Origin of the sequence: Streptomyces sp. (genome assembly GCF_031181555.1) — a bacterium.
Classification (GTDB): Bacteria; Actinomycetota; Actinomycetes; order Streptomycetales; family Streptomycetaceae; genus Streptomyces; species Streptomyces fimbriatus.
The window spans coordinates 6,552-32,430 of sequence record NZ_JAPSKQ010000035.1; the positions used below are offsets into that span (position 1 = coordinate 6,552).

General features: G+C 73.6%; 25 protein-coding genes. 15 read left to right on the top strand and 10 right to left on the bottom strand.

Going from position 1 to position 25,879, the window contains the following annotated elements:
* Positions 1-207 precede the first annotated feature (207 nt).
* The 3 genes from RIM90_RS10450 to RIM90_RS10460 all read left to right on the top strand — a co-directional run bounded on the left by RIM90_RS10450 (position 208) and on the right by RIM90_RS10460 (position 3,028).
* Positions 208-1,686, top strand: a complete 1,479-nt coding sequence (locus RIM90_RS10450) for a DUF2252 domain-containing protein (RefSeq protein ID WP_375165423.1) — start codon at positions 208-210, stop codon at positions 1,684-1,686.
* 122 nt (positions 1,687-1,808) lie between these two features.
* Positions 1,809-2,645 (top strand): hypothetical protein, encoded by an 837-nt coding sequence (locus tag RIM90_RS10455; RefSeq protein ID WP_309060333.1) that lies wholly within the window; start codon positions 1,809-1,811, stop codon positions 2,643-2,645.
* Between the two features lie 53 nt (positions 2,646-2,698).
* On the top strand, positions 2,699-3,028 hold the full coding sequence (locus RIM90_RS10460) for a rhodanese-like domain-containing protein (RefSeq protein ID WP_309060366.1): 330 nt from the start codon (positions 2,699-2,701) through the stop codon (positions 3,026-3,028).
* A gap of 59 nt (positions 3,029-3,087) precedes the next feature.
* Here RIM90_RS10460 and RIM90_RS10465 read toward each other — a convergent pair whose 3' ends face one another.
* The 5 genes from RIM90_RS10465 to paaA are packed head-to-tail and all read right to left on the bottom strand — an operon-like array spanning position 3,088 to position 6,773.
* Positions 3,088-4,146, bottom strand: a complete 1,059-nt coding sequence (locus RIM90_RS10465; protein ID WP_309060334.1) for a 2Fe-2S iron-sulfur cluster-binding protein — start codon at positions 4,144-4,146, stop codon at positions 3,088-3,090.
* Positions 4,146-4,685, bottom strand: a complete 540-nt coding sequence (paaD, locus tag RIM90_RS10470; RefSeq protein ID WP_309060335.1) for a 1,2-phenylacetyl-CoA epoxidase subunit PaaD — start codon at positions 4,683-4,685, stop codon at positions 4,146-4,148. Before paaD ends, RIM90_RS10465 begins: the two co-directional genes overlap by 1 nt.
* On the bottom strand, positions 4,679-5,431 hold the full coding sequence (paaC, locus tag RIM90_RS10475; RefSeq protein ID WP_309060336.1) for a 1,2-phenylacetyl-CoA epoxidase subunit PaaC: 753 nt from the start codon (positions 5,429-5,431) through the stop codon (positions 4,679-4,681). The genes paaD and paaC overlap by 7 nt, the downstream gene beginning before the upstream one ends.
* The gene (paaB, locus tag RIM90_RS10480) at positions 5,428-5,715 is read right to left on the bottom strand and encodes a 1,2-phenylacetyl-CoA epoxidase subunit PaaB (protein WP_309060337.1); all 288 of its coding nucleotides are present in this window, start codon (positions 5,713-5,715) and stop codon (positions 5,428-5,430) included. The genes paaC and paaB overlap by 4 nt, the downstream gene beginning before the upstream one ends.
* Positions 5,712-6,773, bottom strand: a complete 1,062-nt coding sequence (gene paaA, locus RIM90_RS10485) for a 1,2-phenylacetyl-CoA epoxidase subunit PaaA (RefSeq protein ID WP_309060338.1) — start codon at positions 6,771-6,773, stop codon at positions 5,712-5,714. The genes paaB and paaA overlap by 4 nt, the downstream gene beginning before the upstream one ends.
* Positions 6,774-7,206: 433 nt before the next feature.
* Here paaA and RIM90_RS10490 point away from each other — a divergent pair, with 433 nt between their 5' ends.
* Genes RIM90_RS10490 through RIM90_RS10500 form a run of 3 tightly spaced genes read left to right on the top strand, consistent with a single transcriptional unit; the run spans position 7,207 to position 10,146 of the window.
* Complete coding sequence (locus RIM90_RS10490; RefSeq protein WP_309060339.1) at positions 7,207-8,118, top strand: DUF5819 family protein; 912 nt, start codon at positions 7,207-7,209, stop codon at positions 8,116-8,118.
* A complete protein-coding gene (locus RIM90_RS10495; RefSeq protein WP_309060340.1) occupies positions 8,115-9,377 on the top strand; it encodes an HTTM domain-containing protein in 1,263 nt (420 codons plus the stop codon). Before RIM90_RS10490 ends, RIM90_RS10495 begins: the two co-directional genes overlap by 4 nt.
* A 10-nt stretch (positions 9,378-9,387) precedes the next feature.
* Positions 9,388-10,146, top strand: a complete 759-nt coding sequence (locus RIM90_RS10500) for a TrmH family RNA methyltransferase (RefSeq protein WP_309060341.1) — start codon at positions 9,388-9,390, stop codon at positions 10,144-10,146.
* A gap of 19 nt (positions 10,147-10,165) precedes the next feature.
* Here RIM90_RS10500 and paaN read toward each other — a convergent pair whose 3' ends face one another.
* Complete coding sequence (paaN, locus tag RIM90_RS10505) at positions 10,166-11,857, bottom strand: phenylacetic acid degradation protein PaaN (protein WP_309060342.1); 1,692 nt, start codon at positions 11,855-11,857, stop codon at positions 10,166-10,168.
* Positions 11,858-12,029: 172 nt separating this feature from the next.
* On the opposite strand from paaN, the gene RIM90_RS10510 reads away from it, so the two are divergent.
* Positions 12,030-13,544: a 3-hydroxyacyl-CoA dehydrogenase gene (locus RIM90_RS10510; RefSeq protein WP_309060343.1), complete on the top strand. Its 1,515-nt coding sequence runs from the start codon at positions 12,030-12,032 to the stop codon at positions 13,542-13,544.
* Positions 13,541-14,131 (top strand): TetR/AcrR family transcriptional regulator, encoded by a 591-nt coding sequence (locus tag RIM90_RS10515; RefSeq protein ID WP_309060344.1) that lies wholly within the window; start codon positions 13,541-13,543, stop codon positions 14,129-14,131. Before RIM90_RS10510 ends, RIM90_RS10515 begins: the two co-directional genes overlap by 4 nt.
* 6 nt (positions 14,132-14,137) lie before the next feature.
* Here RIM90_RS10515 and RIM90_RS10520 read toward each other — a convergent pair whose 3' ends face one another.
* Positions 14,138-14,644 (bottom strand): Lrp/AsnC family transcriptional regulator, encoded by a 507-nt coding sequence (locus RIM90_RS10520; RefSeq protein WP_375165426.1) that lies wholly within the window; start codon positions 14,642-14,644, stop codon positions 14,138-14,140.
* 189 nt (positions 14,645-14,833) lie between these two features.
* Here RIM90_RS10520 and pdhA point away from each other — a divergent pair, with 189 nt between their 5' ends.
* From pdhA to RIM90_RS10550, 6 genes are all read left to right on the top strand, one after another.
* On the top strand, positions 14,834-15,976 hold the full coding sequence (pdhA, locus tag RIM90_RS10525; RefSeq protein ID WP_309060345.1) for a pyruvate dehydrogenase (acetyl-transferring) E1 component subunit alpha: 1,143 nt from the start codon (positions 14,834-14,836) through the stop codon (positions 15,974-15,976).
* On the top strand, positions 15,973-16,977 hold the full coding sequence (locus RIM90_RS10530) for an alpha-ketoacid dehydrogenase subunit beta (RefSeq protein WP_309060346.1): 1,005 nt from the start codon (positions 15,973-15,975) through the stop codon (positions 16,975-16,977). Before pdhA ends, RIM90_RS10530 begins: the two co-directional genes overlap by 4 nt.
* Positions 16,977-18,425, top strand: a complete 1,449-nt coding sequence (locus RIM90_RS10535; protein ID WP_309060347.1) for a dihydrolipoamide acetyltransferase family protein — start codon at positions 16,977-16,979, stop codon at positions 18,423-18,425. The genes RIM90_RS10530 and RIM90_RS10535 overlap by 1 nt, the downstream gene beginning before the upstream one ends.
* A 64-nt stretch (positions 18,426-18,489) precedes the next feature.
* Positions 18,490-19,485 (top strand): NTP transferase domain-containing protein, encoded by a 996-nt coding sequence (locus RIM90_RS10540; protein ID WP_375165424.1) that lies wholly within the window; start codon positions 18,490-18,492, stop codon positions 19,483-19,485.
* The gene (locus RIM90_RS10545; RefSeq protein ID WP_309060348.1) at positions 19,482-20,903 is read left to right on the top strand and encodes a molybdopterin molybdotransferase MoeA; all 1,422 of its coding nucleotides are present in this window, start codon (positions 19,482-19,484) and stop codon (positions 20,901-20,903) included. Before RIM90_RS10540 ends, RIM90_RS10545 begins: the two co-directional genes overlap by 4 nt.
* A complete protein-coding gene (locus tag RIM90_RS10550) occupies positions 20,900-21,997 on the top strand; it encodes a potassium channel family protein (RefSeq protein WP_309060349.1) in 1,098 nt (365 codons plus the stop codon). Before RIM90_RS10545 ends, RIM90_RS10550 begins: the two co-directional genes overlap by 4 nt.
* Positions 21,998-22,123: 126 nt before the next feature.
* Here RIM90_RS10550 and RIM90_RS10555 read toward each other — a convergent pair whose 3' ends face one another.
* Positions 22,124-22,972, bottom strand: a complete 849-nt coding sequence (locus RIM90_RS10555; RefSeq protein ID WP_309060350.1) for an ABC transporter permease — start codon at positions 22,970-22,972, stop codon at positions 22,124-22,126.
* Positions 22,969-23,991: an ATP-binding cassette domain-containing protein gene (locus tag RIM90_RS10560; RefSeq protein ID WP_309060351.1), complete on the bottom strand. Its 1,023-nt coding sequence runs from the start codon at positions 23,989-23,991 to the stop codon at positions 22,969-22,971. The genes RIM90_RS10555 and RIM90_RS10560 overlap by 4 nt, the downstream gene beginning before the upstream one ends.
* A 276-nt stretch (positions 23,992-24,267) precedes the next feature.
* Between RIM90_RS10560 and RIM90_RS10565 the strand changes: the two genes are divergently transcribed.
* A complete protein-coding gene (locus RIM90_RS10565) occupies positions 24,268-25,251 on the top strand; it encodes an NAD(P)H-quinone oxidoreductase (protein WP_309060352.1) in 984 nt (327 codons plus the stop codon).
* Between the two features lie 147 nt (positions 25,252-25,398).
* Here RIM90_RS10565 and RIM90_RS10570 read toward each other — a convergent pair whose 3' ends face one another.
* Positions 25,399-25,569 carry a hypothetical protein gene (locus tag RIM90_RS10570; protein WP_309060353.1) on the bottom strand — a complete coding sequence of 57 codons (171 nt, stop codon included), beginning with the start codon at positions 25,567-25,569 and terminating at the stop codon, positions 25,399-25,401.
* Positions 25,570-25,879 lie beyond the last annotated feature (310 nt).

Here is a 25,879-nt window from a genome sequence, read left to right on the forward strand (position 1 = left end):
AGCCGGGCGTCGTTCCGCTCGCGCGCACCGTCCGTCCACAGCGCCGGAGTCGTCCACAGGGTCTGACGCGTTTCGGCCACCGGCTGTACGGTCGGCACGGTTGATGTCATGCCCCGCGCCGACGTCCACGTCGGCGCCGGGCCCGATGAGCGTGTCGCGGGGCCCGCGCGCAGGTGCGCGGGCGTGCGTACGGGGGAGGCGGTTGCTGTGACGGAGGTCGTTGCGGGGACGGCGGCGCAGGTCGAACCGGGTGTGGTGACCGGGACGGACGGGGCGGCCGGGCCCGGTGGTGCGGGCGGGGGACGGCGGCTGCCGCGTGTGCCGGGCTTCGCCGAGTGGCCGGACGCGGGCAGCCCCAGGGCGGAGGGCAAGGCCCTGCGCGGCCGGGTACCGCGCGGCGCACACGCCGTCCTCGGCCTGGACGCCTCCCGCCCCGACGCGGTCGGCGCCGTCGAGGAGTCCGGCCGCGGCCGACTGCCCGAACTGACCCCGATCCGGGTGGGCCGGATGGCCGCGACGCCGTTCGCCTTCCTGCGCGGATCGGCGGGCCTCATGGCGTACGACCTGGCCCGCACCCCCACGACGCGCATACGCGCCCAGATATGCGGCGACGCGCACGCGGCGAATTTCGGCCTGTACGGCGACGTCCGCGGCGGACTGGTCATCGACCTGAACGACTTCGACGAGACGGTGACGGGCCCCTGGGAGTGGGACCTGAAGCGGCTCGCCGCCTCACTGGTGCTCGCGGGCCGGGAGGCCGGCGCGGACGAGGACACCTGCCGTGCGGCGGCCCACGACGCGGTGGGCGCCTACCGCCGCACGATGCGGCTGCTGTCCAGACTGCCGGCACTGGACGCGTGGAACGCCATCGCGGACGAGGAACTGGTCTCCCACACCGACGCCCACGACCTGCTGGGCACGCTGGAACGGGTCTCCGAGAAGGCCCGCGCGAACACCAGCGGGCGTTTCGCGGCCAAGTCGACCGAGGAGACGGCGGACGGCGGACGCCGCTTCGTCGACGCGCCGCCGGTCCTGCGCCGCGTCCCGGACGGCGAGGCCGCCGCGGTGGCCGCCTCCCTGGAGCAGTACCTCGGCACGCTCCCGGAGGACCGCCTCCCGCTGCTGGCCCGGCACGCGGTGCACGACGTGGCGTTCCGCGTCGTCGGCACGGGCAGCGTGGGCACCCGCTCGTACGTCGTGCTGCTCCTCGACCACCGGGGCGAGCCCCTGGTCCTGCAGGTGAAGGAGGCCCGGCCCTCGGCCCTGGTCCCGCATCTGCCGACTGCCGGCTTCGACGTCCCGCAGGCCGGCCACGAGGGCAGGCGGGTGGTCCTGGGCCAGAAGCGGATGCAGGTGGTGAGCGACAGTCTGCTGGGCTGGACGACGGTCGACGGCCGCCCCTTCCAGGTGCGCCAGTTCCGCAACCGCAAGGGCAGCGTCGACCCGGCCGCGCTGGCCGCCGACCAGGTCGACGACTACGCCCGGATGACCGGCGCCCTCCTGGCCCGCGCCCACTCCCACAGCGCGGATCCCCGGCTGATCGCCGGTTACTGCGGCAAGAACGACGAGCTGGACGAGGCCGTGGCGGCCTTCGCCGTCGCCTACGCCGACCGCACGGAGGCGGACCACGCGGACCTGGTGACGGCGGTGCGGGCGGGACGGATCGCGGCGGAGATGGGGGTGTGAGGGGACCCCCGGGAGACGGCCTGGGGGTCCGAGGCCGTGGGGCCCGGACGGGCCGTGGGGTCCGTGGAGCCCGGGCGGGCCGTGGGGTCCGTGGAGCCCGGGCGGTGGCCTACCCTGTCCGGGTGACGACCTCGGAAGGTGAGCAGGGTGGCGGCGCCGGTGCGCGGACGCCGGGCGGCGGTGGCGCCCCGCGGCCCGAGGAACGGCTGGAGCGGGCCGTACGGGCCGCCGAGCAGGCGCTGATCGAGTTCGAGATCGCCGTGGAGACCTTCCGCGTCGAGGTCGAGAACTTCTCCCGGCTGCACGAACAGAAGCTCGGCCCGATGTACGCCCGCCTGGAGGAACTGGACGCCCGGATCCTGGAGGCCCGGGCCGCCCGCACCGGTGACCCGGAGGACCGGCGCCGGGCCGACGAGGCGCGCGCCCGGCTGATGCCGATCCCCGGCGTCGAGGAGCTGCTGAACGGCTGGATGGACGGGGACGGCCTCTTCCCGGAGGCCACGGCCATGCTCACGGACCAGCCGGTCCGGCCCCCGCAGCGGGTGCGGCCCAGCGAGGAGGCCCGCAAGCTCTACCGCGACCTCGCCCGCAAGGCCCACCCGGACCTGGCGCAGGAGGAGAAGGAACGGCAGCGCCGCGAGGAGTTCATCACCCGCGTCAACGCCGCCTACGCCCGCGGCGACGAGGCCGAGCTGCGCGAACTCGCCGAGGAGTGGGCCGCCGGCCCGGAACTGAAACGCGCCCCGAGCGCCGCCGACGAGCTCTACGCCCGCCTCGAATGGCTGGCCCGGCGCAAGGAACTGCTCACGCTGGTCGCCAAGGAGCTGGAGGAGAGCGCCATCGGGGCGATGCTGCGCCTCGCCCCCGACGACCCCGACCGGCTGCTGGAGGAGATCGCCGAGCAGCTGCGGGCCCAGATGACCGAACGCGAGGCGGAGCTGGCGGAGCTGCTGGCCTGAGCCCCGGTCCTGTCCGGTCGGGTAGCGTCGGGGGCATGAGTTTTGGAGCTGGTGTGCCCACGGTCGCGGTCGCGGACCTCGAGGACGGTGACTTCCTGCTGGACGTCCGTGAGGACGACGAGTGGAGGGCCGGTCACGCCGAAGGGGCGCTGCACATCCCGATCAGTGAGTTCGTGGCCCGCTACGGCGAGCTGACCGAGGCCGCCCCGCAGGACGGCCGGGTGCATGTGATCTGCCGCTCCGGCGGACGGTCGGCCCAGGTCACGATGTACCTGGTCCAGCAGGGCATCGACGCCGTGAACGTGGACGGCGGCATGCAGGTGTGGGAGTCCGCCGGCCGCCCCGTCGTCACCGACGACGGGCAGCCCGGCCACGTGCTGTAACCCGTCGGCGCCCCCTGGGACCCGGGACGCTCAGGAGCCGGGAGCGGCCCTCACCGGTCTCACCGGTCGAAGTCCAGTTCCACCCTCTCCGTCACCGGACGGGACTGGCACGCCAGGACGTACCCCGCCTCGGTCTCCTCCGACTCCAGCGCGAAGTTGCGGTCCATCCGCACCTCGCCCGAGACCAGGAAGGCGCGGCAGGTTCCGCACACCCCGCCCTTGCAGGCGTAGGGCGCGTCGGGCCGGTTGCGCAGCACCGTCTCCAGCAGGGACTCGCCGTCCCGCACGGGCCAGGTGCCGCCGCGTCCGTCGAGCCGGGCGGTGACCGTGCTGTGCGCGGGGGCCGGTGCCGTCGCGGCCGGTGCCGTGCCGGCGTCCACGTGGAAGATCTCCTCGTGGATGCGGGAGCGCGCGACCCCCAGCCCGCGCAGTGCCCGCTCGGCCCCCTCGACCAGTCCGTACGGCCCGCACAGGAACCAGCCGTCCACCTGGTCCACGGGCAGCAGTGCCGGCAGCAGCCCGGTCAGCCGCTCCCGGTCCAGCCGCCCGGACGGCAGGCCCGCCTGCTGTTCCTCCCGGGAGAGCACCGTCACCAGCTGGAGCCGCTCGGGGTAGCGGTCCTTCAGGTCGGCGACCTCCTCCAGGAACATCGTCGAGGCGGACGTCCGGTCGCTGCGTATCAGGCAGAAGCGGGCGCCGGGCTCGCGCGCGAGGAGGGTCGAGACGATCGACAGCACCGGGGTGATGCCGCTGCCGCCGACGATCGCCGCGTACAGGCCGGGTGCGGGACGGAGCGTGAAGCGGCCGGCCGGGGTCATCACCTCCAGCTCGTCGCCGATGTCGATCTCCTTCAGCGCGTACGTCGAGAAGGCGCCGCCCTCGACGAGCCGCACGCCGACCCGGAGCGTGCTCGGCCCCTCACGGTCGGGCGCGGGGGAGCAGATGGAGTAGGTGCGGCGTATGTCCTGGCCGTCGGCGGTGCGCCGCAGGGCCAGGTGCTGGCCGGGGGCGTACCGGTACTCCTCGCGCAGGTCCGGGGGGACGGCGAGGGTGAGGGCGACGGAGTCGTCGGTGAGCCGGTCGACCGCGGCCACCCGGAGCCGGTGGAAGCGCGCCATCACAACTCCTTGAAGTGGTCGAACGGTTCGCGGCAGGCGAGGCACCGGCGCAGCGCCTTGCACGCGGTGGAGGAGAAGCGGCTGAGCAGTTCGGTCTCGGCGGATCCGCAGTGCGGGCAGCGCACGGGGCCGAGGTCCTCTTCCCGCGGGGCGGAGTGGGTGCGGGTCGGCCCGAGCTCCACCCGGACCGGCCCGGACGCCGACCGCACGCGCGGTGGGGCGATGCCGAACTCCCGGAGCTTGCGCCGCCCTTCGTCGGTGATGTCGTCGGTCGACCAGGCGGGCGCGAGCACCCTGCGGACGGTGACCTCGCGCACTCCGTGCTCGCGCAGCACCCGCTCGATGTCCAGGCTCATCGCCTCGACAGCCGGGCAGCCGGTGTACGTCGGGGTCAGCTCGACCTCGACGGCGTCCGCCCCGCGCGCGTGCACCGCGCGCACGACACCCAGCTCGCGCAGGGTCAGCACGGGCAGCTCCGGGTCGGGTACCGAACCGGCGAGCTCCAGGAGTTCCGCCTCCAGCGGGGTGGTGGTCACCACGTCGCCCCCGGGTGGCTGCGGTGCAGGTGCTGCATCTCGGCGAGCATGCGGCCGAAGGGCTCGGTGTGCAGGCCCTGGCGGCCGGCGCCGGCCGCCCAGGCTCCCGTCCGCGGGCCCTCGGGCACCGTGAGCGTGGCGCGGCGCAGTATCTCTCCGATCCGCTCCAGCCAGGCCGTCTCCAGACCGGTCCAGTCGGCGTCGAGGCCCTCGACCGGCTGGAACATCTCGCCGGTGTAGCGCCACAGCGCGTCCACGGCACGCTGCATCCGCGTGTGGCTCTCGTCGGTGCCGTCCCCGAGCCGCAGGGTCCACTGCTCGGCGTGGTCGCGGTGGTAGGCGACCTCCTTGACGGCCTTGGCTGCCAGCGGCGCGAACGGGCCGTCACCTGCGGCAAGTTCGGTGTGCAGGAGGTACTGGTAGGTGGAGAAGTACAGCTGGCGGACGATGGTGTGGGCGAAGTCGCCGTTGGGTTGTTCCACCAACTGGAGGTTGCGGAAGGCGCGTTCCTCGCGCAGATAGGCCAGCTCGTCCTCGTCGCCGGCCATCGACAGCAGCACCCGGGCCTGGCCCAGCAGGTCCAGCGCGATGTTGGCGAGGGCGACCTCCTCCTCGAGGACGGGAGCGTGACCGGCCCACTCGCCCAAGCGGTGGGAGAGCACCAGCGCGTCGTCGCCGAGGGCGAGCGCGGCCGTCGTGGGGGCGGTGTCCTTCGCGGGGGTCGTGTCCTTCGCGGGAGTGGCCGTCACAGGTGCTGCACCCCCTCGGGGATCTCGTAGAACGTCGGGTGCCGGTAGGGCTTGTCTGCGGCCGGGTCGAAGAACGGGTCCTTCTCGTCGGGCGAGGAGGCGGTGATCGCGGACGACGGCACGACCCAGATCGAGACGCCCTCGCCGCGCCGGGTGTACAGATCGCGGGCGTTGCGCAGGGCGAGCTCCGCGTCCGGCGCGTGCAGGCTGCCGGCGTGGGTGTGGGACAGGCCGCGGCGCGAGCGCACGAAGACCTCCCACAGGGGCCAGTCGGTGTGGGTCATGCTCGCGTCGCTCCTGTCTCGCCGTTCACCGGCACGGGCCGGTCGGTTCCGTTCGCGGTGCCGCCGGTGCCGGGGGTGTGCTTGGCCGCGTGGGCCGCTGCCGCCTCCCGGACCCAGGCGCCCTCCTCGTGGGCCCGCCTGCGTTGGGACAGCCGCTGCTCGTTGCACGGGCCGTTGCCCTTGAGGACCTCCCAGAACTCCGTCCAGTCGATCGGTCCGAAGTCGTAGTGCCCGCGCTCCTCGTTCCACTTCAGGTCCGGGTCGGGGAGGGTGAGGCCGAGGGACTCGGCCTGGGGGACGCAGATGTCGACGAAGCGCTGGCGCAGCTCGTCGTTGGAGTGCCGCTTGATCTTCCAGGCCATCGACTGGGCGGAGTGCTGGGACTCGTCGTCGGGCGGGCCGAACATCATCAGCGACGGCCACCACCAGCGGTCCACCGCGTCCTGCGCCATCGCGTGCTGTTCCGGCGTGCCCCGGCTCAGGGCCAGCAGCAGCTCGTACCCCTGGCGCTGGTGGAAGGACTCCTCCTTGCAGATGCGGACCATGGCGCGCGCGTACGGGCCGTAGGAGCAGCGGCACAGGGGCACCTGGTTGGTGATCGCGGCGCCGTCCACGAGCCAGCCGATCGCGCCGACGTCCGCCCAGGTCAGCGTGGGGTAGTTGAAGATCGAGGAGTACTTCTGGCGACCGGAGTGCAGCTTGTCGAGCAGCTCGTCGCGGCTGGTGCCGAGCGTCTCGGCGGCGCTGTAGAGATACAGGCCGTGCCCGGCCTCGTCCTGCACCTTGGCCATCAGGATCGCCTTGCGGCGCAGTGAGGGCGCGCGCGTGATCCAGTTGGCCTCCGGCTGCATGCCGATGATCTCGGAGTGGGCGTGCTGCGCGATCTGCCGGACGAGCGTGGCCCGGTAGGCGTCCGGCATCCAGTCGCGCGGTTCGATCCGCTCGTCGGCGGCGACGGCCGCGTCGAAGGCGCGCGCGTACTCGGCGGTGTCGGCGGCGGCGTCCGGTGCGTCGTACGCCTGGCTGCGGGCCGTATCGCGGGCGGCTGCTGTCGCCATGGGTCCCCCTCGACCTGGACTCTTCTCGGAGCACGCTCCCGACCGATCGTTCGGTTCGTGCGATTCCATGGTGAGACGGGCACCGCGAGGTGTCAACCGCTGTGGATAACCTGCGGGGGACGCCCGGGAGCGGCCGGAGACGCCCGAGGACGGTGGTGCGCGGTCGCGCACGGGAGCACGTGGGGGTACGGCCGGGGAACGGGTGGCCGCCGGGCTGTGCCCGGGCGGGCGGTCCTGAGTACCGTTCCGTGCGACGCGGCACGACGTGAGGCGACGTGATGCGCCATGACGCGGTCGTGCGGCCGTGCGGCCGTGCGGAAGCGGTGGCGGCGGTCGCGCGGTGCGGCGGTGGCGGGACGACTCCCCCGCGGCCGGCCGGGGGGGGTGGCGACGGACGGGCCGGGAACGGACCGGGATCGGGGAACAGGCGGACATGGACGCGTACGACGAGGGCTCGAACGCCCGGCACGGGCCGGCCGGGCCGGATCCGCGCCGAGACCTGCCCGGTCCCGCGCCCGCACCCGGTGACCCGGAGGACGCGCCGAGTCGCCGGACGGCTCCGCCCACTCCCGGCGTCCCGGCGGACGTCCCGCCCGTACCGCTCTCCCCGCCCGCACCGCTCTCCCCGGCCGCCGGCGGCCCCGGCGGCCCCCCGGGCGGTACGCCGGTGGCCGATCCGCCCCCCGGGCCCCGTACCGGTGTGGCCGCCCTCTCCCTTCGTTACCGGATCGGCGCCGCGGTGGCGCTCGCGGTCGTCGCGGTCGGGGTCTGTGTGCACCTCGGCATGACGTTCCTGCACGTGGCGCCCGCGAACACGGTCAGCAAGAAGCACCGCGAGACGATCGAGAACTGGATCTATCCGGAGTTCGAGCAGAACTGGAAGCTGTTCGCGCCGAACCCGCTGCAGCAGAACATCGCCGTCCAGGTGCGCGCCGAGATCCGCACGGCGGACGGGGGAGTGCGGACCACCGGCTGGTACGACCTGTCCGCGCAGGACGGCCGGGCCATCGACGGCAACCCGCTGCCCAGCCACACCCAGCAGAACGAGCTGCGTCGCGCCTGGGACTTCTTCGTCGCGACGCACGACGACGACAACCGCCCGGTGGGCCTGCGCGGGACGCTGTCCGAAGCGTATCTGCGCCGGATCACGGTGCTGCGCCTCGACCGGGCGGACGCGGCCGGCCCGGGCGGTCTCGTCGAGCGGGTCCAGGTCCGCTCGCGCACCACCAACGTGCCGCCGCCGAAGTGGAGCGAGGAAGAGGCACAGGCCCCCACCACGCCCGTGTACCGCACGCTGCCCTGGTGGCCGGTGCCGGAGGACGAGGCCCGGGGAGGCGTCGGGTGAACCGCTTCCCGCCGGCGGTCCCCCGTGCCGTCGCCCGCGTCACCGACTCCGCGCTCGGCCCCCACCAGAGCGCCGTCATACGCATCGGCTTCAGCCTGACCTGGCTGCTGTTCCTGTTGCGCGAGTACCCCCACCGCCAGGAGCTGTACGGACCCGACGGTCCCTGGGCCTGGGACCTCGCCGACCAGTTCGTCGGGACCAACGGCTCCTTCACCGCGCTGCTGTGGTCGGACGGCCAGGGCTGGTTCGAGGCCGTCTACGCGCTCGCCGTGCTGTGGAGCCTCCTGCTGCTGCTGGGCTGGCGCACCCGCACCATGTCGGTGCTGTTCATGGTGGGGGTGCTGACGCTGCAGAACCGCAGCGTCTTCATGGGGGACGGCGGCGACAACGTCCTGCACCTGATGTCGGTCTACCTCGTGTTCACGCGCTGCGGCCGGGTCTGGTCGCTGGACGCGCGGCGCGCACGGCGCGCGGCCGCGGCACGCGCGCGTGGGGAGCGGCCACGGGACCGGGTCGGCCCGGTGCTGTGGGGCGTGCTCGGGTTCCTGCTGCTCGTGGCGACCCTGGCGGGCCGGATGGACGGCGACCGGTTCATACCGGTACTGCTGTGGACCGTGTGGTCGGCCCAGGCGCTGTGGTGGCTGGTCGGACGCCGCGCGAGGACCGGGCAGCCGCGGATCCTGCTGGACGTCGTCGCGAACATCGTGCACAACGGCGCCCTGCTGGTGATCATGGCCGAGGTGTGCCTGATCTACGCCACGGCCGGCTGGTACAAGGTGCAGGGCTCCCGCTGGCAGGACGGCACCGCGGTCCACTACCCGCTGCACCTGGAGTACTTCTCCCCCTGGCCGGCCCTCGCCGACCTGCTGTCGGCCAGCGGCACCCTGGTGATGCTGGTGACCTACGGGACGGTCGCGGTGCAGGTCGCCTTCCCCTTCACGCTGTTCAACCGGCGGATCAAGAACGTCCTGCTGGTCCTCATGATGACCGAGCACGCGGTGATCGCCGTCGTCCTCGGACTGCCCTTCTTCTCCCTGGCGATGCTCGCGGCCGACGCGGTCTTCCTGCCGACCTCCTTCCTGCGCCGCCTGGGCACCGGGGCGGCACGCGTGCGTGACCGCCTGCGTCCGCGCGGCGGCGGTCCGTCCGTCCCCGGGCCGCGGCACCCGGACCACGGCGCCGCCGGCACCCGGGACGACGGGACGGCGGCGGTGAAGGCGCTCCCCGCACCCGGAGGGACCCCGCCCCCGCGCACGTAGGCTGCACGGCATGACCGATCCCGTCGATCCCGTCGCCCTCTGGCACCGGCAGAGCGGCACCGCGGTGCTGCTCGACGGTTTCCACGCCCTCAAGCACGCCGTGCGCTTCCGGGCGGAGGTCCTGGCCGCGGTCACCGCCGACCGGGCCGCCGCGCTCACCCTCGCCGACGAGCTGGCCCCGGACGTCCGGGACACCCTGGCGACGCTGCTGACCGAGGTGCCGTACGGGACGTACGCCTCGCTCGTCCCGCGCCCGCACCCCACCGCCGTGGCCGCCCTGGCCGTGCGCCCCTCCCGCGCGGGCAACCTCGAGAAGCTCGCCCGGACCCCGCGCACCGCTCCCGTCGTGGTCCTGGACAACCCGCGCAACCTGGGCAACGCCGGGGCCGTGATCCGGCTGGCGGCCGGTTTCGGGGTGACCGGGGTCGTCACCACCGGCACGCTCGACCCCTGGCACCCCACCGTCGTGCGCGGCGGGGCCGGGCTGCACTTCGCCACCGCCGTGGAGCGGCTGGCCGCCGGGGAGCTGCCGCCCGGCCCGGTCTTCGCGCTCGACCCGGAGGGCGAGGACATCCGCGGGACGGAACTGCCCGACGACGCGCTGCTCGCCTTCGGGTCCGAGCGCAGCGGGCTCTCGCCGGAACTGCGCGCGCGTGCCGACCACCTGATCGCGCTGCCGATGCGCCCCCAGGTCTCCAGCTACAACCTCGCGACCAGTGCGGCCATGACGCTGTACCACTGGAGCGCCACCGGGGGCGCACCCGCCTGAGCGGGCACCGGAGGAAGCCCTACGCCTCCCGGCGCACCTCGACCACCCGGAAGCGGTTGGCCACGAACGCGCCGTCGGTGAGGGCCGCGTTGGCCGCCGGGTTGCCGCCGGAGCCGTGGAAGTCGGAGAAGGCGGCCGTCTGGTTGACGTACACCCCGCCGGTGAGGTTGAGGGAGAGCTGGGCCGCCTCCTCCAGGCAGACCTCCTGCACGGCCTCCTCGACCTCCGGGGAGGTCGTGTACGCGCCGACCGTCATCGCGCCCTTCTCGCGGACGGTGCGCCGCAGCAGCTCCACCGCGTCGCCGGCCGAGTCGACGGCGACGGCGAAGGAGACCGGGCCGAAGCACTCGCTCATGTAGGCGGCCTCGTCGTCCGGCTTGGCGCCGTCCAGCTTCACGATCACCGGGGTGCGGACCACCGCGTCCGGGAACTCCGGGTGGGTGATCTCGCGGGAGGCGAGGGCGACCTCGCCGAGTCCGGCGGCGGCCTCCAGGCGGGCCTTGACGTCCGGGTTGACGATCGCGCCCAGCAGGCCGTTCGCGCGGGCGTCGTCGCCGAGCAGTCCGTCGACCGCCTTCGCCAGGTCGGCGGTGACCTCGTCGAAGGACTTCGGGCCCTGGTCCGTGGTGATGCCGTCGCGCGGGATCAGCAGGTTCTGCGGGGTGGTGCACATCTGGCCGCTGTACAGCGACAGGGAGAACGCCAGGTTGGCGAGCATCCCCCGGTAGTCGTCCGTCGACTCCACGATCACCGTGTTGACGCCGGCCTTCTCCGTGTAGACCTGCGCCTGGCGGGCGTTGGCCTCCAGCCAGTCGCCGAACTCCGTCGAGCCGGTGTAGTCGATGATCCGGATCTCCGGGCGGGTGGCGAGCGTCTTGGCGATGCCTTCGCCGGGCCGCTCGGCGGCCAGCGCGACCAGGTTGGGGTCGAAGCCGGCCTCGGTGAGCACCTGGCGCGCGACGCGCACGGTGAGCGCGAGCGGCAGCACCGCGCGCGGGTGGGGCTTGACCAGGACCGCGTTGCCGGTGGCGAGGGAGGCGAACAGGCCCGGGTAGCCGTTCCAGGTCGGGAAGGTGTTGCAGCCGATGACCAGGCCGATGCCGCGCGGCACCGGGGTGAACCGCTTGGTCAGCTCCAGTGGGCCGCGCTTGCCCTGCGGCTTGGTCCACTCCGCGGTGCCGGGCGTGCGGACCTGTTCCGCGTACGCGTAGGCCACCGCCTCCAGGCCGCGGTCCTGTGCGTGGGGGCCGCCCGCCTGGAACGCCATCATGAACGCCTGGCCGGAGGTGTGCATGACCGCGTGGGCGAACTCGTGCGTCCGGTCGCTGATCCGCTTGAGGATCTCCAGGCAGACCATCGCGCGTGTCTCCGCGCCCGCGTCCCGCCAGGCCCGCATCCCGGCCTTCATGGCCGGCAGCAGCACGTCGAGGTCCGCGTGCGGGTAGCTCACGCCCAGCTCGATCCCGTACGGGGAGACCTCGCCGTCGACCCAGCCGTCAGTGCCGGGCTGGCCGAGGTCGAGGCGGGTGCCGAGCAGGGCGTCGAAGGCGGCCCTGCCCGCCGCCGGGTCCAGGCTGCCGTTCTCCCCGTAGGCCTTGGGGTGCTCGGGGTGCGGGGACCAGTACGCGCGCGTGCGGATCGCTTCCAGTGCCTGGTCCAGGGTGGGACGGTGCCGGGCGATCAGCTGGTGCGCGGTGGGTTCGGCGGCCATGGGGACCAACTCCTCGTCTCAGGAACTCTTCGTCGAGTTCATGGACCGGGCAGAAAGAGGGGAGGGAAACGTGGGCGGAAAGAGGCGGTCAGAGTTAGGGTAACCGAACGATCGGTCGGGACAAGGGGGACCGCCGCATCTGTGGAAAACGCCGTGCGGGAGGATCGCGCACATGACAGCACTCGACCTCAGCAGCCCCGTGGCCGTCGTCGGCACCGGCACCATGGGCCAGGGAATCGCCCAGGTCGCGCTGGTCGCGGGCCACCCCGTGCGGCTCTACGACGCCGTCCCCGGCCGGGCCCGGGAAGCGGCCGATGCGATCGGCGCCCGGCTCGACCGGCTGGTGGAGAAGGAGCGGCTCACCGCGGCCGATCGGGACGCCGCCCGCGCCCGTCTGCTGCCCGCCGACGAGCTCACCGGCCTCGCCGACTGCGCCCTGGTCGTCGAGGCCGTCCTGGAGCGGCTCGACGTCAAGCAGGAGCTGCTGCGCGCGCTGGAGGACGTCGTGTCCGACGACTGCCTGCTCGCCACCAACACCTCCTCCCTCTCCGTCACCGCGATCGGCGGCGCCCTGCGCGTTCCCGGCCGCTTCGTGGGCCTGCACTTCTTCAACCCCGCGCCGCTGCTGCCGCTGGTCGAGGTCGTCTCCGGGTTCGCCACCGACGTCACCTGCGCCACGCGCGCGTACGAGACGGCCCGCGCCTGGGGCAAGACGCCGGTCGCCTGCGCCGACACCCCCGGTTTCATCGTCAACCGCATCGCCCGGCCCTTCTACGCCGAGGCCTTCGCGGTGTACGAGTCCCAGGGGGCCGACCCGGCCACCATCGACGCGGTGCTGCGCGAGTCGGGCGGCTTCCGGATGGGCGCCTTCGAGCTGACCGACCTCATCGGGCAGGACGTCAACGAATCCGTCACCCACTCGGTGTGGCAGTCCTTCTTCCAGGACGTGCGCTTCACCCCCTCCCTGGCCCAGCGCCGGCTGGTCGAGTCGGGCCGCCTCGGCCGCAAGAGCGGCCGGGGCTGGTACGACTACCGGGGCAACGCCGAGCGCCCCGAGCCGCACACCGCCGAGCGGGCCGAGCCGCCCGCGTACGTGGTCGCCGAGGGCGACCTGGGGCCCGCCTCGGACCTGCTCGCCCTGATCCGCGAGGCCGGGATCCAGGTGCGCGAGGAGGACGAGGACAACGGCACCCGCCTGGTGCTGCCCGGCGGCGGCCAGCTGGTGCTCGCCGACGGCCAGACCTCCGTGGAGTTCCGCGACGTCGTCTACTTCGACCTCGCCCTCGACTACCGCGCGGCCACGCGCGTCGCCCTGTCCCACTCCCAGGACACCTCCGCGCGGACCGTCGCCGAGGCCACCGGACTGTTCCAGGCGCTCGGCAAGAAGGTCAGCGTCATCGGGGACGTCCCCGGCATGATCGTCGCGCGCACGGTGGCGCGGATCATCGACCTGGCGCACGACGCCGTCGCCAAGGGCGTGGCCACCGAGGAGGACGTCGACACCGCGATGCGCCTGGGCGTCAACTACCCCCTCGGGCCCTTCGAGTGGAGCCGCCGCCTCGGCCGCACCTGGGCCTGCTCCCTCCTCGACGAACTGCACGAGCGCGACCCGTCCGGCCGCTACGCGCCGTCCCTCGCGCTGTACCGGCACGCGTACGCCACCGAGAAGCGGGAGGGGACCCCATGACCACCGCCAGGCGCGACACCTACACCCCGGAGACGCTGCTGTCCGTCGCCGTGCAGGTGTTCAACGAGCGCGGCTACGACGGCACCTCGATGGAGCACCTGTCCAGGGCGGCGGGCATCTCCAAGTCGTCGATCTACCACCACGTGGCCGGCAAGGAGGAACTGCTGCGCCGCGCGGTGAGCCGGGCGCTGGACGGGCTCTTCGGCATCCTCGACGAGGAGCGCGCGCGCGTGGGGCGGGCCGCCGAGCGGCTGGAGTACGTCGTCCGGCGGATGGTCGAGGTGCTGATCGCCGAGCTGCCGTACGTGACGCTGCTGCTGCGCGTGCGCGGCAACACGGACACCGAGCGGTGGGCGCTGGAGCGGCGGCGCGAGTTCGACCACCGGGTCGCCGAGCTGCTCAAGGCCGCGGCGGCCGACGGGGACGTGCGCGGCGACATAGAGGTGCGCCTGGTGACCCGGCTGGTCTTCGGGATGATCAACTCGATCGTCGAGTGGTACCGGCCGGACGGACGCGGCATGAGCGAGCGCGAGGTGGCCGACGCGGTGGCGCAGCTGGCCTTCGGGGGGCTGCGCAGGGCGTCCTGAGGGACCTCACCCCTGGAGCTCCAGGTCCTCCTCCTCGAACACCAGCAGCGTGCGGGTGCTGAGCACCTGGGGGATCGCCTGGAGCCGGGTGAGCACCAGTTCGCGCAGCGCCCGGTTGTCCGGCGTGTGCACCAGCAGCAGGACGTCGAAGTCCCCGCCCACCAGGGCGATGTGGGAGGCGCCGGGAAGCTCTCTGAGCTGCTCGCGGACCGTGCGCCAGGAGTTCTGGACGATCTTCAGGGTGATGTAGGCGGACGTCCCGTGCCCGGCCCGCTCGTGGTCGACGCGGGCGCCGAAACCGCGGATGACGCCGTCCTCGACGAGCCGGTTGATGCGGGCGTAGGCGTTCGCGCGGGAGACGTGGACCCGTTCGGCGACCGAGCGTATGGACGCGCGGCCGTCCGCCTGGAGCATGCGCAGGATGTCCTGGTCGATGGCGTCCAGCGGACGCGGGGGCGGAAGCCGCCCGTCCCCCTCCGGGCCCTCGGCCACTGCGTCCGGGCCCTCGGCCATTTGTTCAGATGCCACCCGCCCCCGCCTCTCCGCCATGGACGTCCTGCATCCATCTCAGAGTGTGGAGAACCGTTTGTCCACAGCCTGGCGCCACCCGTAGCCAAAATGCGCCGACGACCGAACAATCGGTTGGTGAGGCGCGTCACAGACGCCGCGCCTCCGTCAGCCGTCCCACGAGGAGGTGCCGTCATGACGGTCATGGAGCAGCGGGGCGCTTACCAGCCCACCCCGCCGCCCGCCTGGCAGCCCCGTACCGACCCCGCGCCGCTGCTGCCCGACGCGGAGCCGTACCGCGTGCTCGGCACCGAGGCGGCCGCCGGGGCCGACCCGGAGCTGCTGCGCCGGCTGTACGCGGAGCTGGTGAAGGGCCGCCGCTACAACGCCCAGGCCACCGCCCTCACCAAGCAGGGCCGGCTCGCGGTCTACCCCTCCAGCACCGGCCAGGAGGCCTGCGAGGTCGCCGCCGCGCTCGTCCTGCAGGAGCAGGACTGGCTCTTCCCGAGCTACCGCGACACCCTCGCCGTCGTCGCGCGCGGTGTGGACCCCGTCGAGGCCCTCACCCTGCTGCGCGGCGACTGGCACACCGGCTACGACCCCTACGAGCACCGGGTGGCGCCGCTGAGCACCCCGCTCGCCACCCAGCTGCCGCACGCCGTCGGTCTCGCCCACGCCGCCCGACTCAAGGGCGACGACGTGGTCGCGCTCGCCATGGTCGGCGACGGCGGCACCAGCGAGGGCGACTTCCACGAGGCGCTGAACTTCGCCGCCGTCTGGCAGGCCCCCGTGGTCTTCCTCGTCCAGAACAACGGCTTCGCGATCTCCGTACCGCTCGCCAAGCAGACCGCGGCCCCGTCGCTGGCCCACAAGGCCGTCGGCTACGGCATGCCCGGCCGTCTGGTCGACGGCAACGACGCCGCCGCCGTGCACGAGGTCCTGGCCGAGGCCGTACGGCGCGCACGCGCGGGCGGCGGTCCGACCCTGGTCGAGGCGATCACGTACCGCGTGGAGGCCCACACCAACGCCGACGACGCCACCCGCTACCGCGGCGACGCCGAGGTGGAGACCTGGAAGCAGCACGACCCGATCGCGCTGCTGGAGCGGGAGCTCACCACACGCGGCCTGCTCGACGAGGACGGTGTCGACGCCGCCCGCGAGGACGCCGAGACCATGGCGGCCTCCCTGCGCGCCCGCATGAACCAGGACCCGGCGCTCGACCCCGTGGACCTCTTCGCCCACGTCTACGCCGAACCCACCCCCCAGCTGCTGGAGCAGCGGGCGCAGCTGCGGGCGGAGCTGGCGGCCGAGGCCGAGGCGGAAGGGGCGCAGCGATGACCACCGTCGCGGTCAAGCCGGCCACCATGGCGCAGGCCCTCACGCGCGCGCTGCGCGACGCCATGGCCGCCGACCCGTCCGTGCACGTCATGGGCGAGGACGTCGGCACCCTCGGCGGTGTCTTCCGCATCACCGACGGGCTCGCCAAGGAGTTCGGCGAGGACCGCTGCACGGATACTCCGCTCGCCGAGGCGGGCATCCTCGGCACGGCGGTCGGCATGGCGATGTACGGGCTGCGCCCGGTCGTGGAGATGCAGTTCGACGCCTTCGCCTACCCGGCGTTCGAGCAGTTGGTCTCGCACGTCGCGAAGATGCGCAACCGCACGCGCGGGAAGATGCCCCTGCCGCTCACCATCCGCGTCCCCTACGGCGGCGGCATCGGCGGCGTCGAGCACCACAGTGACTCCTCCGAGGCGTACTACATGGCGACTCCGGGGCTCCATGTCGTCACGCCCGCGACCGTCGCGGACGCCTACGGGCTGCTGCGGGCCGCCATCGCCTCCGACGACCCGGTCGTCTTCCTCGAACCCAAGCGGCTGTACTGGTCGAAGGACTCCTGGAACCCCGAGGAACCGGCGCCCGTTGAACCGATAGGCCGCGCGGTGGTGCGGCGCTCCGGCCGGAGCGCCACGCTCATCACGTACGGGCCGTCCGTACCCGTCTGCATGGAGGCGGCCGAGGCGGCCCGGGCCGAGGGCTGGGACCTCGAAGTCGTCGATCTGCGCTCCCTGGTGCCGTTCGACGACGAGACGGTGTGCGCCTCGGTGCGGCGGACGGGACGCGCGGTCGTCGTCCACGAGTCGGGCGGCTTCGGCGGTCCGGGCGGGGAGATCGCGGCCCGGGTCACGGAGCGCTGCTTCCACCACCTGGAGGCACCGGTGCTGCGTGTGGCCGGGTTCGACCTTCCGTATCCGCCGCCGATGCTGGAGCGCCACCACCTGCCCGGTGTGGACCGGATCCTGGACGCCGTGGGGCGTCTGCAGTGGGAGGCCGAGAGCTGATGGCACAGGTGCTGGAGTTCAAGCTGCCCGACCTCGGTGAGGGGCTCACCGAGGCGGAGATCGTGCGCTGGCTGGTCGAGGTCGGCGATGTCGTCACCGTCGACCAGCCGGTCGTCGAGGTCGAGACGGCCAAGGCCATGGTGGAGGTGCCCTGCCCCTACGGCGGCGTGGTCACCGCCCGCTTCGGCGCGGAGGGCACGGAACTGCCCGTCGGCGCCCCGCTGCTGACGGTGGCGGTCGGGGAGCCGGCCGACGGCCGTCCGGCGGAGGCGAACGCCTCCGCCGCCCGGAGCGAGGGCTCCCGGGCCGAGGGCTCCCGGGCCGAGGACTCCCGGGAGGGCTCCCGCACCGAGGGCTCGGGCAACGTCCTGGTCGGCTACGGCACGTCGGAGGCACCGGCCCGGCGCCGTCGGGTGCGCCCGCAGCCGCCGGCACCCGCCGCGCCCGCGGCGAACGGAGGGCACCGGACGGCTCGGCCGGTCCAGGGGCCGCCCGCCGTCGACGGGCGGGCCACCACCGGGGCGGCGCAGGACGGCCCCGTCCCCGTCATCTCCCCCCTGGTGCGCAGGCTGGCCCGGCAGAACGGCCTGGACCTGCGGGAACTGACGGGTTCCGGGCCCGACGGACTGATCCTGCGGGCGGACGTGGAGTACGCGCTGCGGGCCGCCGCCGCGCAGGGCCGTACGGACCGGACGGCCGACGAACCGCGGCGTCAGCCGGCGCGGACCCAGCCGTCCCCCGCCGCGGCGGAGACCGCCCGCACCACCCGCATCCCCCTGAAGGGCATCCGCGGCACCGTCGCCGACAAGCTCTCCCGCAGCCGCACCGAGATACCGGACGCGACCTGCTGGGTGGACGCCGACGCGACCGAACTGATGCGCACGCGGGCCGCCATGAACGCGTCCGGCGGGCCGAAGATCTCCGTGCTCGCCCTCCTGGCCCGGATCTGCACGGCCGCGCTGGCCCGCTTCCCCGAGCTCAACTCCGGGGTGGACGCGGAGGCCAGGGAGATCGTCCAGTACGCGGACGTGCACCTCGGGTTCGCCGCGCAGACCGACCGGGGGCTCGTCGTCCCCGTCGTCCGGGACGCACACGCACGGGACGCGGAATCGCTGACCGCGGAGTTCGCCCGGCTGACCGAGGCGGCCCGGGCCGGGACACTGACGCCCGCGGAACTCACGGGCGGCACCTTCACGCTGAACAACTACGGCGTCTTCGGCGTCGACGGCTCCACACCGATCATCAACCACCCCGAGGCCGCCATGCTCGGCGTCGGCCGCATCGTTCCCAAGCCGTGGGTGCACGAGGGCGAGCTGGCCGTACGGCAGGTCGTGCAGCTCTCGCTCACCTTCGACCACCGGGTCTGCGACGGCGGCACGGCAGGGGGATTCCTGCGGTACGTGGCGGACTGCGTGGAGCAACCGGCGGTGCTGCTGCGGACGTTGTGACTCCCCACCACCCAGGCCGTGCCCCCGCGTTCCCCGCGATCGCGGGGGCACGCATACTCGGGGGGTGACCGAGTTCGAGCATCCCGGCGATGCCGGCGCAGGCGCCGGCCCCGCGCGCAGGCCGGTGCCCGCCGCGGACGGCGCCGTGGACAGCGCCGCGTACGACGCCGTCGTGCTCGCCGGTGGTGCCGCCCGGCGGCTCGGGGGCGCGGACAAGCCCGGGGTGCGCGTGGGCGGGCGGGCGCTGCTCGACCGGGTGCTCGCGGCCTGTGCCGCCGCCCGGACCACGGTGGTCGTCGCCGCTCCCCGGCCCACCGCGCGGCCCGTCGTCTGGGCCCGCGAGGAACCGCCGGGCGGCGGACCGCTCGCCGCGCTCGACGCCGGGCTCCGGCACACCACGGCGGACCACGTCGTCCTGCTCTCCGCCGACCTGCCGTTCCTCGGCCGGCGCACCGTCGAAGGACTGTGGGACACCCTCCGCCGCTCCACGGCCGACGGTGTGGTGCTGACCGACGCCGAGGGCCGGGACCAGCCGCTCGTGGCCGCGTACCGGAGCCCGGCCCTGCGCCGTGGACTGGCCGCGCTCACCGACCGGCACGGCGGCCTGACCGGGCTGCCCCTGCGTCGGCTGACCGCCTCGCTCGCCCTCACCCGCGTCGTGGACCCGGTGGCGTCCTTCGACTGCGACACCTGGGACGACATCGCCACCGCCAGGGCACGCATCAGGGAGCATGGGCACGTGCTGGATGAATGGATTTCCGCAGTCAAGGACGAGCTGGGCATCGATCTGGACGTCGACACCGGCGTGCTGCTCGACCTCGCCCGCGACGCCGCCCACGGCGTGGCCAGGCCCGCCGCACCGCTGACCACCTTCCTCGTCGGCTACGCGGCCGCACGGGCGGGCGGCGACCGGGAGGCCGTCGCCGAGGCGGCCCGCAAGGCCGCGGCCCTCGCGCTGCGCTGGGCGGACGAGGAGGCCGCCGCCACCGGGTCCGCCGCCACCGGGTCCGCGGACGTCGCGCCGGACGCGACCCCCGACAGCCGCCCGGACGCGAAATGACCGCGCATGCCACCGGGACCGACACGGACGCCGACGACCTCGACGTCGAGGAGGCGCTCGCTCTCGTGAAGGAAGACCCCGGCCGCACCCCCGGCGCCCACCCCTCCGGCCCCGCCCGGGGCGACCGTCCCTCCGGGGCCGAGGGCAGCCCCGGCGCCCACCGCCCTCCGCACCACCGCCACCACGCCGTCGTCTGGCCCGAGGCCCGCGCCATCGCCGAGCGTGCCGCACGCCACGGCCGCGGCGGCAGCCGCGCCGGATACCTGACCCCGGTGGCCGTGCCCCTGACCTCGGCCCTCGGCCTCACCCTGGCCGCTCCCCTCATGGCCCTCACCGACCTGCCCTCCTTCGACACCTCGGCGATGGACGGATGGGCGGTCTCCGGCCCCGGCCCCTGGCACGTACGGGACGAGGGGGTTCTCGCCGGACACGCCGAGCACGCCCCGCTCACCGACGGCGAGGCCGTCCGTATCGCCACCGGTGCCCGTATCCCCCCGGACACCACCGCCGTGCTCCGCAGCGAACACGGGCGCACCGACGACAAGGGCCGTCTGCACGCCACCGCGGCCGCCGAAGTGCCGCACACGGTCGCGCACGGCCAGGACATCCGTCCCCGCGGCCAGGAGTGCCGCAGCGGGGACCAGCTGCTGCCCGTCGGCACCCTGGTGACCCCGGCCGTCCTGGGCATGGCCGCGGCCGCCGGGTACGACACGCTCAGCGCCGTCCCCCGTCCCCGCGTCGACGTGTTCGTCCTCGGCGACGAACTGCTGAGCGAGGGCCTGCCGCACGGCGGGCTGATCCGGGACGCGCTCGGTCCGATGCTGCCGCCCTGGCTGCGCGCCCTCGGGGCCGAGGTCACCGCCGTCCGCCGGGTCGGCGACGACGAAGACGCGCTGTACGAGGCGCTCGCGGCGTCCGGCGCGGATGTCGTCGTCACCACCGGCGGCACCGCCGCCGGCCCGGTCGACCACGTCCACCCCACGCTGCGCCGTATCGGTGCCGAGCTCCTCGTGGACGGCGTCCAGGTGCGCCCCGGCCACCCCATGCTCCTGGCCCGCACCAAGGAGAACCAGCATCTCGTCGGCCTGCCCGGCAACCCCCTCGCCGCCGTCTCCGGGTTGCTCACGCTCGCCGAGCCCCTGCTGCGGACCCTCGCCGCCCGCCCCGCCCAGGAGCCGTACACGCTGCCCCTGCGGGACGGGGTGCAGGGGCACCCGTACGACACCCGGCTCGTTCCCGTCTCCCTGCGCGGTGACCGGGCCCTGCCGTTGCTCTACAACGGCCCGGCCATGCTGCGCGGCATCGCGGCGGCCGACGCGCTCGCCGTCGTGCCTCCGGGGGGCGCACGGCCCGGTGAGGAGACGGAACTGCTCGACCTGCCCTGGGCCTCCGGGGGAATCGGGGTGTGTTTCACGTGAAACTTCCGGGCCAGGACGCCATCGCTCGCCAGGCGGACGAACACCTGGTGACCCATCGGGTGAAACTCCCGAGGAAGATGGTGGAGCATCCGATCCGCCAGGTCGCCAAACGGTTGTCGATGGCGCTGGTGGTACTCGTGGCGACGGCGTTCATCGTGTACGCCGACCGCGACGGCTACAACGACAACTCCGACCGGTCCCTCGATCTCCTCGACGCCTTCTACTACGCGACCGTCACCCTCTCCACCACCGGGTACGGCGACATCACGCCGGTCAGTGACGGCGCCCGTCTCACCAACATCCTGGTCATCACGCCGCTGCGCGTGCTGTTCCTGATCATTCTGGTCGGCACCACCCTCGAGGCCCTCACCGAACGCACCCGGGAGGAGTGGCGGCTGAACCGCTGGAGGTCCACGTTGCGCGATCACACCGTTGTCATCGGGTTCGGCACCAAGGGCAGGTCCGCGATCAAGACCGTCTGTGCGACGGGGCTGAAGAAGGACATGGTCGTGGTGGTCGACCCGAGCGAGAAGGCGATCGACGCGGCCGCGGCGGACGGCTACGCGGGCGTGATAGGTGACGCCACCCGCAGCGAGGTGCTGAAACGGGCCGAGGTGCACAAGGCGCGGCAGATCATCATCGCGACACAGCGCGACGACACCGCCGTCCTCGTGACGCTGACGGCACGGCAGCTCAACCGGGGCGCGAAGATCGTGGCCGCGGTGCGCGAGGAGGAGAACGCCCCGCTGCTGAAGCAGTCGGGTGCCGACGCGGTCATCACCAGCGCCAGCGCCGCCGGGCGGCTGCTCGGCCTCTCGGTGCTCAGCCCCTCGGCCGGCATGGTGATGGAGGACCTCATCCAGCAGGGCTCCGGGCTCGACATCGTCGAACGGCCGGTCATAAAGGCCGAGGTGGGCAGGACACCTCGCGAGACGGACGACCTGGTGGTGAGCGTCGTGCGCGGGCACCGGGTGCTCGGCTACGACGATCCGGACGTCGGGACGCTGGAACTGACGGACCGGCTGATCACGATCGTGCGGGCGACGCCGGGCACGCAGGTCGCGCCCGACATCCGCCCGCTCCCCCGGCACTGAGGACGGACCGCGGGCCCGCGGGATCCGACACCCCGCGGGCCCGAACGTCCCGTGTGCTCCCGTCGATTGCGGGATCCGGGTTCCCGTCGGTCGCGGAGTCGTCCCGCCCGCGGTCGCGGAGCCGTGTCACTTGCGGTTGTAGAGCCGCATCGTGATCGGCCCGAAGACCAGCATGAACAGGCCCGCCCAGCCCAGCGTCCAGGCGATCTCGTCCGCCGGCCAGTCGCCCGCCATCAGTCCGCGCACCGCGGACGCGAGGTGGGTGACGGGGCTGTTGTTGACGAACGCCTGGAGCCAGCCCGGCATGGTCCTCGGGTCGACGAAGACGTTGGACAGGAAGGTGAGCGGGAAGATCACCATCATGCTGACGCCCATCACCGACTTCTCGGTGCGCAGCATGAGCCCGAACATCGTCCAGATCCACGAGAACGCGAACGAGAAGAGCACCAGCAGCGCGATGCCGACGAGCACGCCGACGACCCCGCCGTCGGGGCGGTAGCCGAGGATCATGCCGACGGTCAGCATCACGACGGACGCGATGGTGTAGCGCAGGGCGTCGCCGAGCAGATAGCCGACCATGGTCGACGGCCGCCAGATCGGCAGGCTGCGGAACCGGTCGAAGACGCCCTTCTCGATGTCCGTGTTGACCGAGACGCCGGTGTACATCGTGATCATCACGACCGACATCACCAGGATGCCCGGCAGCAGGAACTGGATGTACTCCTTCGGCGACCCGGCCAGCGCCCCGCCGAACAGGTAGGTGTACATCAGCACCATCATGATCGGGAACGCGGTGACGTCGAAGAGCTGCTCCGGCACGTGCTTGATCTTCAGCACCGCGCGCCAGCCGAAGGTCAGCGAGGCGGACCAGGCACTGGGCCGGGGCGGACGCTCCTTGGCGATCAGCAGCTCGGCGAGGGAGTCGGTGCTGACCGGGGCGAGCTCACTGCTCTCGGTGGTGGTCGCGGTGCTCATGCCGCCACCTCGTCCTTCGGGTCGTGGGAGTGGTCGGAGTCGGACACGCGTGTGTCGTGGCCGGTGAGGGCGAGGAACACCTCGTCCAGGCTGGGCTGGCCGAGTGAGAAGTTGTCGACGGTGATGCCGGCGCGGGCCAGTTCGCTCAGCGCGCGGGCGGCCTGTTCGGCGGCGGTGTCCTGGCTCGCGGCCGCACCGAGGCGGGCGGTCAGCGCCACCGGGTCGGGGTCGTCCTGCACCTGCGCGTCGAGGGCGCGGCGCAGCAGGTCCGCGGCGAGCGGCCGCTGATCCGGCTCCCGCAGCCGCAGATGGACGGAGCCGGCGCCGACGGACGCCTTCAGCTCGCCCTTGGTGCCCTCGGCGATGACCTTGCCGCGGTCGATGACGGCGATCCGGGACGCCAGCTGGTCGGCCTCGTCCAGGTACTGCGTGGTCAGCAGCACGGTCGTGCCCTGGGCGACGACCGCGCGGACGATGTCCCACACCTGGTTGCGGCTGCGCGGGTCCAGGCCGGTCGTGGGCTCGTCGAGGAACAGCAGGTCGGGGGTGTTGAGGATGGACGCGGCGATGTCGATACGCCGCCGCATGCCCCCGGAGTACTGCTTGACCTGCTTGCCGGCCGCCTCCGTGAGCCCGAAGGCCTCCAGCAGCTGGGCGGCGCGGTCGCGGGCGGCGGGCTTGCGGTGCCCCAGGAGACGGCCCAGCAGCACCAGGTTCTCGGTGCCGGTGAGGTCCTCGTCCACGGACGCGTACTGGCCGGTGAGGCTCACCCGGCCGCGCACCTCGTCGGCCTCGCGCACGATGTCGTGGCCGAAGACGTGGGCCTCGCCGCCGTCCGGCCGCAGGAGGGTGGCGAGCATCTTCACGGTGGTGGTCTTGCCGGCACCGTTCGGTCCGAGGACTCCGTACACCGTGCCGGCCGGTACGGCGAGGTCCACCCCGTCGACGGCCCGTGTCTCACCGAAGGTTTTGACCAGGCCGGCGGTCTCTATCGCCAGGCCGGACGTCTGGGTGCTCATGCGTCGGGTCCTTCCGCGTGCGTGGGCTACGCAGGGGAGACCCTTACGGTCCCGCAAACTCATCGCTCCCGCACACGGATTTCCCGAGAACCGGTCCAACGGCCGAGGAGGACCCCGCCCCCGGACCCAGGACTCCGAACCCGGGCCCCAGGCCCAGGACCCCGGATCCATGCCCCGAACCCGGGCTCCCGGACCCGGCCCCCGGTCCCGGCCCCCGGGATCCGGGACGGGCGGTCGGGAGCCCTCCGGCCCGCCTCCAGGAGTACCGTCCCCCTCATGCATGCGATCACGATTCCCGAACCCGGTGGGCCCGAGGCGCTGGTGTGGGACGAGGTCCCCGATCCCGTGCCCGGTGAGGGCGAGGTCCTGGTCGAGGTGGTGGCCGGGGCCGTCAACCGGGCCGACCTCCTCCAGCGGCGGGGCTTCTACGACCCTCCGCCCGGCGCGTCCCCGTACCCCGGTCTGGAGTGCTCCGGACGGATCGTCGCGCTCGGCCCCGGCGTGGGCGGATGGGCCGTCGGCGACGAGGTCTGCGCGCTGCTGTCCGGCGGCGGCTACGCCGAGAAGGTCGCCGTCCCGGCCGGACAGCTGCTGCCCGTCCCCGCGGGACTCGACCTCAAGCAGGCCGCGGCGCTCCCGGAGGTCGTCTGCACGGTCTGGTCGAACGTCTTCATGATCGCCCATCTCCGTCCCGGCGAGACCCTCCTCGTGCACGGCGGCTCCAGCGGCATCGGCACCATGGCGATCCAGCTCGCCAGGGCCGTCGGCGCGAAGGTCGCCGTCACCGCGGGCACCAAGGAGAAGCTGGAGCGCTGCGCCGAACTGGGCGCCGACATCCTGATCAACTACCGCGAGCAGGACTTCGTCGCCGAGCTGAAGCAGGCCACCGACGGCGCCGGCGCGGACGTCATCCTCGACAACATGGGGGCCAAGTACCTGGACCGCAACGTCCGGGCCCTCGCCGTCAACGGCCGGCTCGCGATCATCGGCATGCAGGGCGGCGTCAAGGGAGAGCTGAACATCGGCGCCCTCCTCGACAAGCGCGCCGCCATCAGCGCGACCTCGCTGCGGGCCCGGCCGCTGGAGGAGAAGGCGGCGATCGTGGCGGCCGTACGGGAACACGTGTGGCCGCTCGTCGCCGACGGCCATGTCCGTCCGGTCGTCGACCGCGAGATCCCGATGCCGGACGCGGCCGCCGCCCACCGGGTCGTGGAGGACAGCGGCCACGTCGGGAAGGTGCTGCTGGTCACGCCGCGCTGAGCGGCGCGCCCGCGCCCCGGCCGCCCGAGCGCGGGGCGCGGGCGCGCCGGACGTCGGCCGTCCGGCTGCCACGGCGGGGTCCGGCCCCCTGCGGCGCGATCCGGTGGCGGACGTCCTCGACGGTCACGGCCGCCTCCGCGCCCCGGGTCAGGACAGGCCGCCCTGGCGCATGCGCAGCGCGACGAAGGCGAGGCCCAGACCGAGGCCGATGAGCACCAGCCCGCTGCCGAGCGGCAGGATCCGCAGGGCGGGTTCGACGGAGCGCTCGGCGCTCGTGACGGTGCCCGGCGCGGGTGCCTGTGACGGCGCGGAGGGCACGGGCACCGCTCCTTGCGACGTCGGCGCCCGGGGGACGGTGTCGCCGCTGCCGGGGGCCCGGGACACGGTGTCGCCGTCCCTCTCACGGGGCGCGTCGGGCAGGCCTCCGACGCCCGCCGTGTCCGGCCGCTCGATCCCGGCGTCGGCATCCGGTCTCCTCGGCACGGTGCCCGGACCCCCGTCGTCCGCCTCGCGCGGATCACCCCTTCCGCGTTCCCCCCTGTCGTGCGGAGCCCTCTCGGCCGTCTCCCGCCGCCCGGGTCGTTCCCGTCCCTCACCGGCCCGGCTCCCGGCCCGGGACGGCTCGTCC